Raw genomic sequence first — 13,853 nt, 5'->3', positions numbered from 1 at the left:
TCGCTTCGACCACTTTGGTTACTCGGCTCACGGGGTGCCTCACATCCGGAAGACGCCGAAGCCGCCACGGGCGCCCTCGACCGGTGCGGTGTGGATGGCCGACAGGCACAGGCCGAGGACGGTGCGGGTGTCGCGCGGGTCGATCACGCCGTCGTCGTACAGCCGGCCGGACAGGAACATCGGCAGCGACTCGGACTCGATCTGCTGCTCCACCATGGCGCGCAGCGCCGCGTCCCCCTCGTCGTCGTACGGCTGACCCTTCGCGGCGGCCGAGGCGCGGGCGACGATGGACAGCACGCCGGCGAGTTGCTGCGGGCCCATCACGGCGGACTTGGCGCTGGGCCAGGCGAACAGGAAGCGCGGGTCGTACGCCCGGCCGCACATGCCGTAGTGACCAGCCCCGTACGAGGCTCCCATCAGCACGGACAGGTGCGGGACGGTCGAGTTGGAGACCGCGTTGATCATCATGGCGCCGTGCTTGATGATGCCGCCCTGCTCGTACTCCCTGCCGACCATGTAGCCGGTGGTGTTGTGCAGGAAGACCAGCGGGGTGTCGCGCTGGTTGGCGAGTTGGATGAACTGGGCCGCCTTCTGCGACTCGGCCGAGAACAGCACGCCCCGCGCGTTGGCCAGGATGCCGACCGGGTAGCCGTGCAGGGTGGCCCAGCCGGTGGCCAGGCTCGGCCCGTACAGCGGCTTGAACTCGTCGAAGTCCGAGCCGTCCACGAGGCGGGCGATCACCTCGCGCGGGTCGAACGGGACCTTGAGGTCGCCGGGCACGATGCCCAGCAACTCCTCCTCGGCGTACTTGGGCGGCTCGGCCGGTGGCGGGTCGGCGTGCGCCTTGGACCAGTTGAGGCGGGCGACGACGCGGCGGGCCTGGCGCAGCGCGTCCCGCTCGTCCACGGCGAAGTAGTCGGCGAGCCCGGAGACGCGGGCGTGCATGTCGGCGCCGCCCAGCGACTCGTCGTCGCTCTCCTCGCCGGTGGCCATCTTGACCAGCGGCGGACCGCCGAGGAAGACCTTCGCCCGCTCCTTGACCATGATCGTGTGGTCGGACATGCCGGGGACGTACGCGCCGCCGGCGGTCGAGTTGCCGAACACCACGGCCACGGTGGGGATGCCGGCGGCCGAGAGCCGGGTGAGGTCCCGGAACAGGGCGCCGCCGGGGATGAAGATCTCCTTCTGGCTGGGCAGGTCGGCGCCGCCCGACTCGACCAACGAGATACACGGCAGCCGGTTGGCGCGGGCGATCTCGTTGGCGCGCAGCGCCTTCTTCAGCGTCCACGGGTTGCTGGCGCCACCGCGTACGGTCGGGTCGTTGGCCGTGATCAGGCACTCCACCCCCGCGACCACGCCGATGCCGGTGACCAGGGCCGCGCCCACGGCGTAGTCGCTGCCCCAGGCGGCGAGCGGGGAGAGTTCGAGGAAGGGGGTGTCGGGGTCCACGAGGAGTTCGATCCGCTCACGGGCCAGCAGCTTGCCGCGCTTCCGGTGCCGGGCGACGTACTTCTCGCCGCCGCCGGCGATGGCCTTGGCGTGTTCGGCCTCGACGGCGGCGAGCTTGTCGAGCATGGCCTCCCGGTGGGCGGCGTACTCGGGGCTCGTCGTGTCGAGCGCCGACGCGATGGCGGTCACAACAGCACCTCCGGTAGGTCGAGTTGGCGGGCGCGCAGCCACTCGCCGACGGCCTTGGCCTGCGGGTCGAACCGGGCCTGGGCCGCGACGCCCTCGCCCAGCAACCCTTCGACGAGGAAGTTGAGCGCGCGCAGGTTGGGCAACAGGTGTCGGGTGATCGGCAACTCTTCGACCTCCGGGAGGAGATGACGCAGTCGCTCGACGGTGAGTTCATGGGCCAGCCAGCGCCAGCCGGCGTCCGAGCGGGCCCACACGCCGATGTTGGCGCTGCCACCCTTGTCGCCGCTGCGGGCCCCGACGACGCGGCCGAGCGGGGCCCGGACCATGGGCAGCCCGGGCGGCAGCGGCTCGGGCAGCGGCGGCGCGTCGAGCGGGAGCAACCCTCGGGTGTGCGCCGGCGGGTCGACGGAATGCCGCTCGCCGCCGGGCAATACCGCCGTGTGCGGCACACCGGCCGCCGGCACGAAGGCGGCCTCGAAGACGCCGTACGGGGCGCCCTTGCCGGGCGGGGCGGTGACGTGGAAGCCGGGGACGCTCGTGAGGGCGAGTTCGACGGCCGCGCCGCTCAGGGCGCGCCCCACCGGCTCCGGCCGTGGATCGCGCGCCACCAGCCGCAGCAGCGCGCTGGCCTCCTCCTGCACGGCGGCGTCCGCGCGGTCGGTCCGCGCCAGCGTCCAGCGCACCTCGGCGGGCCGCTGACCGGCCAACGCCTCCTCCACCTGGTCCCGTACGAGGGCGGCCTTGGCCTCGATGTCCAGGCCGGTCAGGACGAAGGTGACCTCGTTCCGCCAGCCGCCGAGCCGGGTCAGCCCGACCTTCACGTCGGGCGGCGGGGCCTCGCCACGCGCGCCGCTGATCCGCACCCGGTCGGGGCCCTCCCGCGCCAGGCGCAGCGTGTCGAGCCGGGCGGTGACGTCGGGGCCCGCGTAGCGCGCGCCCTGCGTCTCGTAGAGGAGTTGGGCCGTCACGGTCTCGGTGGTGACGGCGCCGCCCGTACCCGGGTGCTTGGTGATCACGCACGAGCCGTCGGCGTGGATCTCGGCGAGCGGAAAGCCGGGGCGGTACGGGGCGCGTCGCCCGGTTCCGGCTTCGGTGGGGCCGGCCGGGGACGCCTGGTGCGGAAGGGGCGCGGTGAAGGGTTGATTGAAGGGTTCGGCGGAGGACTGGGGAGGGTTGGGCGCGGCCGGCGGGCGGGGCAGGTGTTCGGTGAAGAAGGCGTAGTTGCCGCCGGTGGCCTGCGCGCCGCACTCCAGGACGTGGCCCGCGACGACGGCGCCGGCCAGCGCGTCCCAGTCGTCCGGCGCCCACCCGAAGTGCGCGGCGGCGGGCCCGCTGACCAGGGCCGCGTCGGTCACCCTGCCGGTGACCACGACATCGGCGCCGGCCCGCAGGCAGGCGGCGATGCCCGCGCCGCCCAGATAGGCGTTGGCGGTCAGCGCGCCCTGGCCCCAGCCCTCGCGCTGCGCGCGCTCCAACACGTCGTCGCCCTCCACGTGCGCGACGCGTACCGGGACGCCGACCCGGTCGGCGAGTTCGCGTACGGCGTCGGCGAGCGCGGCCGGGGCGAGCCCGCCCGCGTTGGTCACGATCCGCACGCCGCGCTCGACGGCGAGCCCGAGCCCCTCCTCCAACTGCCGCAGAAAGGTCTTGGCGTAGCCACGGTTCGGGTCCTTCAGGCGGTCCCGGCCGAGGATGAGCATGGTCAGTTCGGCCAGGTAGTCGCCGGTCAGCACGTCCAGCGGGCCGCCGGTGAGCATCTCGCGCACGGCGTCGAACCGGTCCCCGTAGAACCCGGACGCGTTCCCGATCCGCAGCGGCGCCGGCGCCGGGAGCCCGGCCCGCGCGGCCTCGGCCCCACCCATCGGCCGCCCCGCCACACCCGAACTCTCCGCGCCCGAGACCTCCACACCCGAACTCGTCGGGCCCCAACTCTCCGCTTCCGTATCCGCGTTCGCGCTCATGCCTCGCCTCCGCGCCGCTTGGTTCGGCAGCGGCCCGCGCCGGGCCCGTCGCTGTCGGCGGTCGGAGACACCGCCGCGTGCGCGGCGGCCACGGCGGCGCCGGCCAGGCTTCCGGCGGGGCGGCCCGCGCCCGGCGGGCCGGCGAACGCCTGGGCGATGCCGAGCCAGCGCCTGGCCTCGCCGCCGTCCACCCGTAGGGCTAGGTCGTCGCGGTGCGCGCGCTGCGTGACGAGCAGGCAGAAGTCCAGCGCGGGCCCGCTGACGCGCTGGGACGCCTCGGGCGGCCCGTACGTCCACAGCGCCCCGTCGGGGGCCACCAGCTCCACCCTGAACTCTTCTTTCGGTGGGCCGAGTTGATTGATCGCATAGGCGTAGTCGCGCGCCCGTACGCCGATGTGGGCGATGTGCCGCAGCCGCGCGGTGGGTGTGCGGTGCACGCCGAGCGCGTCCGCCACGTCCTGCCCGTGCGCCCAGGTCTCCATCAGCCGGGCGGTCGCCATCGAGGCGACGCCCATCGGCGGCCCGTACCACGGCAGCTTCGCGCCCTCGGGCCGCGCGGCGAGGAGTTCGCTGAGCGCGGCGCGGCCGGCGCGCCAGCGGGCGAGGAGGGTGGCCGGCGGTTCCAGCGCGCCGGCCGCCGCGCCCTCGTCGACGAAGCGCTCCGGCGCGGCGGCGGCCTTCTCGACCTCCCGCGCGAACACCTCCGGCGCCGACGCGGCCTCGCTCGCCCGCGCGTCGGTCCAGGCCAGGTGGGCGATCTGGTGCGCGATGGTCCAGCCGACGGCGGGCGTCGGCCGGGCCCACTGGCTGGGGTCGAGCCCGGCGACCAGCGCGTCCAGGTCGTCGCCCTCGGCCCGTAGGTCATCGAGCAGGGCGGCGGTGTCGGCCATGTGCGCTCCCCATCTCCTCGGGTGCTCCTCGGGTGCTGTTCGGGTGCTGCTGGGGTGCTGCTCGGGTGCCTTCTTCCGGTGGTGCTCGTCGCGATGTCCGGGCCGCTCGCGCCCACCGGCGGAACGGCCCGTTCGGACAGCGCGCCGGCCCGGTCCAGGCAGCGGCCGGAGCGTGGCCGCGCGGGGGGGGGCGGGCGGCATCGCTCAGGTACGCGCCAGAACGGATCGGGATCGAACCAGTACGGCTCGGGTCCGGATCGCAACGGCTCGGAAGCGGTGCACAAGCGGATGGGAACGGTCACGGGCCAGGCGGACAACGGGCGTTGGGGATCGCCGGCGCGACTGTGGGCACGCCGCGCGACGAGCGCCGGGGCCATGTGCCCGGCGCCGAGAACGAGAGTGACAGCGTCGGCATAAACAAGCAAGCGTGATTGCATTATTTTCTTCGAGTCACACGCGCCGCGCACGCCCCCACCGGCCCCTATCGCACCCCCTATCGGCCTACAGCGGCGCGTCAGCGAAAGGATTCGGGCGAACTCGGTGGCCAGATAAGACCAGGTGGGCGAGGTCACAGTGGCTGTCGGCCGTCCCAGGTGACGCTCCACGGTCGGCAACTTGCCGCCTTTTGTAGCTAGTTGGGTCACCTTCCAGGCCATACGCGCAGGTCATAGCGGCCGTCCGAAACCGCATATCGGCCGCTCTCCACAGCTCGGAAACCAGACGTTTACTTCGGCGCGCGCGCGTGCGCAGTCATCGGGTTATACGCTGAAAGTCCTGGGTGCGAGCCAGGGACACCCCTTACTCAGCGGGTGTTTTCTCCAGGTCTCCTGAACTCTCGGACGAGGGCGGTGCGGTGGTACGGAAACGGGCGGCACTCAGCCTGCTGGCAGCCGTGATCGGCGCCATGCTGGCCGTGCTGTTGAGCGTTCCGACCGCGCAGGCCGCCGCCCCCGCCCCCGCCGGTTCGTACAGCGCCGGCCAGGCGGCGGAGACCATCAGGCTGTGTGAGGACTCTCCACGGCAGCCCCGGCAGGGCGAGGAGTTGCCCGCTCGGTCATCGTCGTCGGGCCGCTACGGCACGACCCAGACCGCGCCGCCAACCTCCCGGCCGTGCAGCTCGACGCCCGTCACGCACGCCGCGCGCGCGTGTGGCGCCCCAGGGCCGGGCGGCCCCGACTGCGCGTCGCTCGGGCAACACCGAGAACGCGGGGCGGCTCTGCCCGTCATGCTCCAGGTCTTTCGCTGCTGAGATGGCCGCGTAAGAGCACCGGACCGGCGCCCACGCCCGGCCCGGACCCACGCCGCGCTCCGCGCCGGGCCCACCGTCGTGCCCCGTGGAACCGCGGACCGGCCGCACTCCGGCCGTAGCGGTCCGGACCCGGCCCTCAGCGGCGGTCCGCCCCCTGGCGACCTTCCGAGCATCCGACACACCCCTGACGCGCCGCCCACGCCGCGGGTACGCCACCGCGTGCCCCCGGTGACTCCCGCGCGCCCCATCCGGGCGCGGCACCGACCGGTGACGATGGCCGTACCTCGGCCCCCACACCGGTGGTTCCCCATGGGCCGCGCGTCGGCCGCCCGTCAGGAGCGGCCACCCTCTCCCCTGCTCGGGACGGCTCCGCCTGGGCCCTCCCTGTTCCCTATACGCCAGTTCGTACCGATGCGCACCCCCCTTCAGCGCAGGAGGCAACTGACATGAAATCCCTCATCGACCACGCCCGTACCTTTCGTGACCAGCTTCACCAGCGCGCCGACCTGGCGGCGCTGGCCGCCGGACAGTCGCCGGAGGCGCTGTTCATCACCTGCTCCGACTCCCGCGTCGTCCCGACGCTGATCACCGGCGCGCGCCCGGGCGGGCTGTTCGAGCTGCGTACGGCGGGCAACATCGTGCCCGCGTACCGCCCGGAGCACCCCAGCGGCGAGACCGCCACCATCGAGTACGCGGTGGAGGTGCTCGGTGTCGCGGACATCGTGGTGTGCGGCCACTCGCACTGCGGCGCCGTCGGCGCGCTCGTCCGTGGCGAGGACCTGACCGCCGTACCGGCCGTCTCCAACTGGCTGGCGCACGCCACCCACTCCCCCACCGGGCCCGAGGGCCCGCTGGAGCCAGGCGACCACGGGCCGGAGGTCGCGCTCCCGGTCCAGGCGCACGTGCTGGCCCAGTTGGAGCGACTGCGCGGCTACCCGTGCGTCGAGCGCCGGCTGGCCGCCGGCACGCTCGGGCTGCACGGCTGGTTCTACGAGGTGCACACCGGCGCCGTGCTCGAACACCGGCCGGCCGACGACGCGTTCCTCCCGCTGTGAGCCCCGATGACGGACGACGCTCACCCGACGGTCGAACCGTCCGACTCCGCCCAGCCCCCCAGACCGCCCGCGGCTCCCGGCCCCGTGCCACCGAGCCGCGGCAAACCGCATCGCGAGGACACCATGCGCCCCACCGCCCTCACCCTGCGGCGTGACTTCGCCGCCTCACTCGTCGTCTTCCTCGTCGCCCTGCCCCTGTGCGTCGGCGTCGCCGTCGCCTCCGGCGTGCCGGCCGAAGTAGGGCTGATCACGGGCATCGTCGGCGGCATCGTCACCGGCCTGCTCCCCGGCAGCAGCCTCCAGGTCAGCGGCCCGGCCGCGGGCCTGACCGTGCTCGTCTACGAGGCGGTCGAGACGTACGGTCTCGGCGCCCTCGGCGTCATCGTGCTGGCCAGCGGACTGGCCCAACTCGCCCTCGGCGCACTGGGGTTCGGCCGCTGGTTCCGCGCCATCTCCATATCCGTGGTCGAGGGCATGCTCGCCGGCATCGGCCTGGTCATCATCGCCGGCCAGTTGTACGCGATGGGCGACATCACCGCGCCCAAGACCGGCCTCGACAAGATCACCGGGCTGCCCGGTCTGGTCGGCGACATCGCCGGGAGCGGCGACGCGCTGATCGCCTTCGCGGTCGGCGCCGGCGTCGTGGCGATCCTCGCCACCTGGCCGTACCTGCCCGCGAAGGTACGGGTCGTACCCGGCGCGCTGGCCGCCGTCCTGCTGGCCACCGGCGTGACCGCGCTGGCCGACCTGTCGATCGCCAAGGTCAAGGTGCAGGGCCTGCTCGACTCGGTGAACGTGCCGGGCGGCGACGACTTCGACGACCTGGCCCAGGTCGGGCTCATCGGCACCATCGTGGCCTTCACCCTCATCGCGTCCGCCGAGAGCCTGTTCAGCGCGGCGGCGGTGGACCGGCTGCACGACGGGCCGCGAACCGACTACGACAAGGAGCTGATGGCGCAGGGCGCGGGCAACACGCTCTGCGGCGTGCTCGGCGCGCTGCCGATGACCGCGGTCATCGTGCGCAGCTCGGCCAACGTGCACGCCGGGGCCGTCACCAAGGCGTCCCGGGTGCTGCACGGCGTGTGGCTGCTGCTGTTCGCCGCGCTGCTGCCGGCCGTCATCGGCCTCATCCCGCTCGCCGCCCTCGCCGGCGTCCTGGTGCACGCGGGGTGGAAGCTGCTGCCGCTGGGCCACCTGGTGCCGATGTGGCGCAAGCACCGGGGTGAGGCGATCATCCTGGGCGTCACGGCCATATCCATCGTGGCGGTCAACATGTTCGAGGGCGTGCTGATCGGCCTGGCACTGTCCATCATCAAGACGGCCTGGGAGACCTCGCACATCCACACCTCGGTCAAGGAGACGCCGAGCGGCACCATCCGCGTCTCCCTCACCGGCAACGCGACGTTCCTCCGGCTCCCGAAGATGCTCGACACGCTGGAGGGGCTGCCCGCCGACCGGCCCATCGAGCTGGACCTGTCCGGCCTGCGCCACCTCGACCACGCGTGCAGCACGGCCCTCACCAGTTGGGCCGAGCGGCACAACGACGAGGGCACGGTGCCGGTACGGATCGCCGCCGAGGCGCGGGTCGACGGCGCGGCGAAGGCTCCGGCCGACCCCAAGGCCGACCCCACCGCCGACGCCACGGCCGAGGCCGACGCGCTGCCGCCCGCCCCGGCGGACGGGCTCACCGAGAAGGAACGCGAGCGGGTGACCGCCTGACCGTCGCCCCGACCGCCCCGCCCCCGCCAGGGGGACGGGGCACGCACCACCGGGCCGGGCCCGGCGACCTCCGCCGCGCCCGGCCCGGTGGTGTGCCCGGCCTGTTCGCGGACGTGGGCTGTTCGTGCGCCCGGTCCGTTCGGGCGCGTGGGCTGTTCGTTCGCCCGGTCCGCTCGGGCGCGTGGGCACGTGGGGGTGGGCGTACGAGGGCGCGTACGGGTACGGGTACGTCGGGGGCTCAGGCGGAGCCGGGGCGGGGGGCGGTGCGGGTCCAGCTCAGGTGGTACCGCTGGAAGCTGGTGGACCTCAGGCCGGAGAACGCCAACTGGCTCTCCCACTGGTCGTCGTCTGCGTCGCCGTCGCTGTCACCGTCACCGGCGGCCCGTGGGGCCTGGGCGGGCTCGGGCCGACCGGCGTCGGGCTCCTCGTGGGCGTCGGGCTCCTCGCCGGCGTCGTCGGCCGGGTGGTCCTGGTGCATCGCGGCCAGCGCGTCGATGTGCGCCTGGGCGCTCACCCACTCCGCGTAGTTGAGCACCCGCGTGCCGTCCGTACTCACGTGGAAGTGCGCCGCGAGCAGCCCGTCGAAGTCGTCGACCTCCGGCTCGTCCCCGTCGAACCAGCCGTCCACCCAGCGCCGCAGCCGCGCCTCGTCCGGGCCGTCGAAGTCGATGGTCACGGCGATGGCGCAGCCGACGGCCGGCGCCCGCGGGCCGCGCGCGCCCGGCGTGAAGGCGCTGCGGTACAGGCGGTAGGACGTCACCCCGTCGCGCTCGATGCCCGGCACCGCGGCGTCGATCTCGGCCGCGTGCGCCGCCTGCCGCCCCGCCCGGAGGTACGCCTCGCGCGCCGCCTCACTCGTCCACTGCGCGTAGTGCAACAGCGTCTCGCCGTCGGTGCCGGTGTACACGCTGTATCCCAGCAGCTCGGGCGTGGGCCAGGGCAGTCGCTGCCAGGTGGCGGCGATGGCAGCCACGGCGGCGCGCTGCCGCTCGGGCGTGCCCACCCGCCAGGTGCTGAACGTGGCCAGGCCGGCGTCGGCCCTGGTGGCGTCCGGATAGGCGGGCGGCCCGCCGGCCGGTTCAGCCGCCTCGCGCGCCTCGGCCGCCCCGACCGGCCTCGTAGGCGTGGTCGTACGGTCCTCTGCGGTCATCGCCGGTCTCCTCGTCGTCCGGGCGGCGCGCACGCGCGTGCGCGCCGCGCATGCGTGCCGGTCCGCGCCGTGCCCCGGGCCCGGGCGCCGGGCGGCGTCGCCCTTGCCGTCCCCTGCCGTGAGCGACGCACGCGTGCGCTGGCCTGCGGGCCGGGGGCGCGGCGCGGATGGTGTCCATCCTCGAAGTTCAACCACGGTTGAAGTCAAGCCCCGTTCGGGACGGGCGGCGGCTCACTCTTCGTCCCGCCGTTCGGCCAGCGCCTCCGCCAGCACCTCGGCCAGGTGGCGGGCGCGCTGGCCGGCGAGTTGGTGGAGTTGCGTACGGCAGGAGAACCCGTCCGCCAGCACCTCGGCGCCGGCGGGCCGGTCCCGTACGGCGGGCAGCAGCGTCTCCTCGGCGCAGGCCACCGAGACCTCGTAGTGCCCGGCCTCGAAGCCGAAGTTGCCGGCGAGGCCGCAGCAGCCGCCGCTGAGTTCGCCGGTCAGCCCGGCCCGCTCGCGCAGCGTGCGCTCGGCCGCGTCGCCGAGCACGGCGTGCTGGTGGCAGTGGGTCTGGCCGACGACGGGGCGGTCCAGGCGCGGTGGGCGCCAGTTCGGCGCGTACTGGTCCAGGACCTGCGCGAAGGTGAGCACCGACGCGGCGAGTCGGGCCGCGCCTGGCGTGTCGGGGCCGAGGAGTTCGGGCAGGTCGCCGCGGAGTGTCGCGGCGCAGCTCGGTTCGAGGACGACCAGCGGCAACCCCGCGTCGAGAGCCGGGGCCACCGCGTCCACGGTTCGCCGCATCACCTGCTTGGCCCGGTCGAGCTGGCCGGTGGAGACCCAGGTCAGCCCGCAGCACAGCGGCCGGCCCGGCCCGGTGGGCGGCACGACGACCCGCAGCCCGGCGTCCTCAAGGACGGCGACCGCGGCCCGTCCGACGCCCGGCGCGAGGTAGCTGGTGAAGGTGTCGGGCCACAGCACCACGGTGGGCCGGTCGCGGCCCCGGGCCCGATCCTGGGCACGGTCCCGGTTGCGGCCCCGATCCCGGCCGCGGCCCCGGTCCCGGCCGCTGTCCCGCACTCCGGGTCGGCCCGCCCGTCGCCGGGCCCGGGCGCGCCACCAGCGGGGGAAGGGTTCGGCGGCCAGTTCCGGCAGGTCGCGTTCGGGCGCGATGCCGCCAACTCGCTTGGCCAGCGCGGCGAGTGGCCCGACCCGGGACACGGCGTTCGCCACCGGCGCCAGCCGGAGCGCGGCGGCGGCCCGCAGCCACACCGGCAGCCAGCCCATGGCGTAGTGCGCGGCGGGCCGTAGCCGGCCGGCGTAGTGGTGGTGCAGGAACTCCGCCTTGTACGTGGCCATGTCCACGCCCACCGGGCAGTCGGTGCGGCACCCCTTGCAGGACAGGCACAGGTCGAGCGCGTCGCGCACCTCGGTCGAGCGCCAGCCGTCCGCGATGACCTCGCCGGCGAGCATCTCGTGCAACAGCCTGGCCCGGCCCCGGGTCGAGTGCCGCTCGTCGCCGGTGGCCCGGAACGAGGGGCACATCACGCCGGCGCCGCTCACGGACGCCGTACGGCACTTGGCCACGCCCACGCAGCGCCGCACCGCCGCGGAGAAGTCGCCGCCGTCCTCCGGGTAGCCGAACGCGACGTCCACCGGTTCGCGCGGCAACACGGCGAACCGCAGGTTCTCGTCCAGCCGGTGCGGCCTGGCCAGCATCCCCGGGTTCATCCCGCCGGCCGGGTCCCACAGGTCCTTGAACCGCTCGAAGAGTTGGACGAGTTCGCTCCCGTACATCTTCGGCAGCAACTCGGCCCGCGCCTGCCCGTCGCCGTGCTCGCCGGAGAGCGAGCCCCCGTGCGCGACGACGAGGTCGGCCAGGTCGTACGAGAAGGCGCGGAAGCGCGCGATGCCGGGCTCGGTCAACAGGTCGAAGTCGATCCGTACGTGGATGCAGCCGTCCCCGAAGTGCCCGTACGGCGTGCCGCGCAGCCCGTGCTGGGCGAGCAGGGCGCGGAAGTCCCGCAGGTAGCCGCCGAGCCGGGCCGGCGGCACCGCGCAGTCCTCCCACCCGGGCCACGCCTCCGTGCCATCCGACATCCGGGTGGCCGTGCCGGAGGCGTCCTCGCGGATGCGCCACAGGGCGCGCTGGTGGGCGGGGTCGGTGATGACGGCGCTGTCGGTGCACTCGGCCGCCGCGTCGCGCAGCAGCGCGCCGGCGTGCGCCCGCGCCTGCTCCGGGCTGTCGCCACCCACCTCCACGAACAGCCAGGCCCCGCCGCGCGGCAACGACGCGGCGGCGACCGGTCCCACCAGGTCGCTGGCCATGCCCTCGACGGTCAGCGGCCCGTGCGGCAGCAACGTGCTGGCCGCGTCGGCGGCGGCGTTCTCGTCGGCGTACCCGAGAATCGCCAACACCCGCGCCCCCGGCGCCCGCACCAGTCGTACCGTCGCCTCGCTGACCACCCCGAGGGTTCCCTCGCTGCCGGTGAAGGCCCGGGCCAGATCGACGCCGCGCTCCGGCAGCAGCGCGTCGAGCGCGTACCCGGAGATGCGGCGCGGCAGCTCGGGGAACCCGGTGCGCAGCAGCGCGAGGTCGCCCTCCACCAGGGACCGCAACCCGTCCCGCAGGCGGGCGGGCAGCGCGTCCAGGCCGCCGCCACCCTCCCCGAGGAGCCGCACCCGCTCGCCCCCGTACAGCAGCGCCGTCACCTCCCGCACGTTGTCGGCGGTGGTGCCCCAGGCCACCGAGTGCGCGCCGCAGGAGTTGTTGCCGATCATGCCGCCGATGGTGCAGCGGCTGTGCGTGGACGGGTCGGGCCCGAACGTCAGCCCGTACGGCGCGGCGGCCGAGCGCAGCTCGTCGCAGATGACACCGGGTTGGACGACGGCCGTACGGGCCTCGGGGTCGAGCGAGACGACGCGGTTCAGGTACCGGGTCGTGTCGAGCACGACCCCGACCCCGGTCGCCTGCCCCGCGATCGAGGTCCCGCCCCCGCGCGGCACGACCGGCATCCCGTGCTCGCGGCAGACGGCGAGGGTGGCCGCGATGTCGTCCGCGTCGCGCGGCGCGACGACGGCGAGCGGCACGCGGCGGTAGTTCGAGGCGTCCATCGTGTTCAGCGCGCGGGCGGTGGCATCGCCGGCCACGTCGCCGCGCACGGCGGCGCGGAGGGCGTGGGTGAGGGCGCGCGTCTCGGCGCTGGTCTCGGCGTGGCTTCGGGGTTGGGGTTGGGGTTGGGGTTGGGGTTGGGTTCGCGGCTGGGGTTGGGTTGCCGGGCGCCCGGGTTGTTTCCCCCGCCCTGCGGGGGCCGGGCTGTCCTTGTGGGGTGGCCCGTCGCCGGTCGGGGGGTGCTGGCCGGCCGGCCGCGCGTCTGGCCGCCGGTGGTCGTCGCCTGGGTCCGGAACGTTCCGCTTCTGCGCCATGGGTCTAGCGTGCCTGGGCTGGGGTGGTGGGGGCGGGGTGACGCACGGGAGGGATGCGACCCCGGCCCCGCAGGGCATGGCCAGCGCGCAGCCCCAGACAGCAGCACCCGCTACCTGACGCGGGGCCGGGGCTGGGGCTGGGGCCGGGGTCGGGGCGTACGGCCAGACCGCACGCCCCGACCGAACCGCATCACGAACCGATCAGTCGCACTGCTCACACAGTTGGCCGCGCCGTACGACGACGGGCAGCGACCTGCCCACCCCCGGCTCGGGCACCCACCGGCCACGGTGGGAGCGGCGCTGCGGTGGACCGTACGGGGACTGCCAGGCCGGCCGGTCGACGACGGCCGAGGCGCGGAGTCGCGCGGCGAAGGGCTGGTGGGTGAGGGTGAGGCGGAAGGTGGTGGTCACCCGGAAACGCGCGGAGGCGGACAGGGAACAACGGCGGAGGACGACCGACAGCGAGGTGGGGGAAACCACCCGGGTTGTGGACACAGAGAAATCCCGTTTCCAGTGAGAGGACCGCAGCGAAAAGCAGCGCGGCGCACAGGACTGCGACGCGCGACGGAACAGCGCTCGGGGGTTCTCACTGGGTGTACAACGGCACGTCCTTGTCCGGAGAGCGGATGACTGCGGGCGGAAGGACGGTAACGGCCCACGGGAGCCCGGCTCCACTCTTTTTCCGGCCGGGTGGCGAGTCTCTATTTTTCGGCCCGGGTGGCGGCGGCGTGCCGGCGGCGTACGACTCGACCGGATTGGCCAAGGCCATGCCCCGCCCGCACCCGC

8 protein-coding genes are annotated in these 13,853 nt (G+C 74.4%); 2 read left to right on the top strand and 6 right to left on the bottom strand.

Annotated features, from left to right (window positions below; genetic code table 11):
* Positions 1 to 39: 39 nt before the first annotated feature.
* From H7H31_RS20440 to H7H31_RS20430, 3 genes are all read right to left on the bottom strand, one after another.
* On the bottom strand, positions 40 to 1,638 hold the full coding sequence (locus H7H31_RS20440; protein WP_187062304.1) for an acyl-CoA carboxylase subunit beta: 1,599 nt from the start codon (positions 1,636 to 1,638) through the stop codon (positions 40 to 42).
* Positions 1,635 to 3,500: an acyclic terpene utilization AtuA family protein gene (locus H7H31_RS20435; RefSeq protein WP_187062306.1), complete on the bottom strand. Its 1,866-nt coding sequence runs from the start codon at positions 3,498 to 3,500 to the stop codon at positions 1,635 to 1,637. Before H7H31_RS20435 ends, H7H31_RS20440 begins: the two co-directional genes overlap by 4 nt.
* Before the next feature lie 95 nt (positions 3,501 to 3,595).
* The gene (locus H7H31_RS20430) at positions 3,596 to 4,489 is read right to left on the bottom strand and encodes a TIGR03084 family metal-binding protein (protein ID WP_187062303.1); all 894 of its coding nucleotides are present in this window, start codon (positions 4,487 to 4,489) and stop codon (positions 3,596 to 3,598) included.
* A 1,695-nt stretch (positions 4,490 to 6,184) separates the two neighbouring features.
* Here H7H31_RS20430 and H7H31_RS20425 point away from each other — a divergent pair.
* Both H7H31_RS20425 and H7H31_RS20420 read left to right on the top strand, forming a co-directional pair.
* On the top strand, positions 6,185 to 6,793 hold the full coding sequence (locus tag H7H31_RS20425) for a carbonic anhydrase (protein WP_187062302.1): 609 nt from the start codon (positions 6,185 to 6,187) through the stop codon (positions 6,791 to 6,793).
* A 123-nt stretch (positions 6,794 to 6,916) separates the two neighbouring features.
* On the top strand, positions 6,917 to 8,512 hold the full coding sequence (locus H7H31_RS20420; protein WP_232109981.1) for a SulP family inorganic anion transporter: 1,596 nt from the start codon (positions 6,917 to 6,919) through the stop codon (positions 8,510 to 8,512).
* A 238-nt stretch (positions 8,513 to 8,750) separates the two neighbouring features.
* Here H7H31_RS20420 and H7H31_RS20415 read toward each other — a convergent pair whose 3' ends face one another.
* From H7H31_RS20415 to H7H31_RS20405, 3 genes are all read right to left on the bottom strand, one after another.
* Positions 8,751 to 9,662, bottom strand: coding sequence for an antibiotic biosynthesis monooxygenase (locus tag H7H31_RS20415; protein ID WP_187062300.1), 912 nt, complete (start codon positions 9,660 to 9,662; stop codon positions 8,751 to 8,753).
* A 231-nt stretch (positions 9,663 to 9,893) separates the two neighbouring features.
* Entirely contained in the window at positions 9,894 to 12,803 is a 2,910-nt protein-coding gene (locus tag H7H31_RS20410; RefSeq protein WP_232109980.1) for an FAD-binding and (Fe-S)-binding domain-containing protein, read from the bottom strand.
* 465 nt (positions 12,804 to 13,268) lie between these two features.
* Positions 13,269 to 13,562, bottom strand: coding sequence for a hypothetical protein (locus H7H31_RS20405; protein ID WP_187059589.1), 294 nt, complete (start codon positions 13,560 to 13,562; stop codon positions 13,269 to 13,271).
* Positions 13,563 to 13,853 lie beyond the last annotated feature (291 nt).

The organism is Streptomyces buecherae (genome assembly GCF_014295035.1).
Taxonomy (GTDB): Bacteria; Actinomycetota; Actinomycetes; order Streptomycetales; family Streptomycetaceae; genus Streptomyces; species Streptomyces youssoufiensis.
Note: the sequence above shows the minus strand (reverse complement) of the source record. Positions and strands in the feature narration are given on the sequence as shown.

Bases quoted from the DNA above. Each gene is read 5' to 3' on its own strand.
- H7H31_RS20435 (WP_187062306.1), bottom strand. From the start codon at position 3,500: ATGGGTGGGGCCGAGGCCGCGCGGGCCGGGCTCCCGGCGCCGGCGCCG.
- H7H31_RS20430 (WP_187062303.1), bottom strand. From the start codon at position 4,489: ATGGCCGACACCGCCGCCCTGCTCGATGACCTACGGGCCGAGGGCGAC.
- H7H31_RS20425 (WP_187062302.1), top strand. From the start codon at position 6,185: ATGAAATCCCTCATCGACCACGCCCGTACCTTTCGTGACCAGCTTCAC.
- H7H31_RS20420 (WP_232109981.1), top strand. From the start codon at position 6,917: ATGCGCCCCACCGCCCTCACCCTGCGGCGTGACTTCGCCGCCTCACTC.
- H7H31_RS20415 (WP_187062300.1), bottom strand. From the start codon at position 9,662: ATGACCGCAGAGGACCGTACGACCACGCCTACGAGGCCGGTCGGGGCG.